Consider the following 805-nt stretch of genomic DNA (forward strand, 5'->3'; position numbering starts at 1 on the left):
CCTGACTCAGGGGGCTTTCGTTCCCATGCATCCCGGTGGTGCCGGCCATTGGACGGCATCACTGTATGGGGGCCATGACCCGCAGTGGCGCCAGGTCGTAGCCCATGTCGGTGGCCTGGCGCTTGAGCCGTTCGAGCAGGGCGCCGTCCATCGATGGCGTGCGCGACAGGATCCACAGGTACCGGCGTCCCGGCTCGCCGATCATCGCCCACTGGTAATCCGGGTCCAGCGCGATCACCCAGTAATCGGCCCATGCCCATGGCAGCCACGACAGCCAGTCCGGCGCGAAGCGGACCTGCAGGCGTCCGGCGTGTCCGGCCACTGGGCGTGCCACGCCTTCGGCTTCGATCGTGCCGCCGTCGGCGGTGCGGCAGCGGTTGAGCACGCTGATGCGGCCATCGGCGCGCAGCCGGTAACCGGCGGTGATATCGGCTACGCAGTTCTTCTGGAACGACACCGGCAGGTGCGCGATCTCATGCCACTGGCCGGCGTAGCGGTCCAGGTCGAAGCGTTCGACCGATTCGACCGGCGACGCCGCCAGTGCGGCGCAGCAGAACAGCAGGGACAGTGGCAACGACAGGAGCAGGCGACGGCGCATGGTCTGGCCTCCGTGGATCGGACGCAGGCTATGCAAAGCCGGGTGCGGCGAAGTAAAGGTTTTGTTGCCGGCGTCCCTGGCGGGGTCTCTTCGGGCCATCGACACGCGGTGCCAGGAACGGCTCCGGGCGGTTCCTTTGTTGCGGCGATCCCGGTCGGCGATCCTCCGCGCCATCGACGGGCGATGCCGGCGATCGCCGCGGCGACT

Annotated in this window: 1 protein-coding gene; it reads right to left on the reverse strand. The window is 68.6% G+C overall.

Annotated features, from left to right (window positions below):
• Positions 1-58: 58 nt before the first annotated feature.
• The gene (locus tag ABB22_RS17510) at positions 59-598 is read right to left on the reverse strand and encodes a lipocalin family protein (protein WP_055769587.1); all 540 of its coding nucleotides are present in this window, start codon (positions 596-598) and stop codon (positions 59-61) included.
• Positions 599-805: the final 207 nt, after the last annotated feature.

The sequence above is a fragment of the Stenotrophomonas nitritireducens genome, assembly GCF_001431425.1.
In the GTDB taxonomy this organism is placed as follows: domain Bacteria; phylum Pseudomonadota; class Gammaproteobacteria; order Xanthomonadales; family Xanthomonadaceae; genus Stenotrophomonas; species Stenotrophomonas nitritireducens.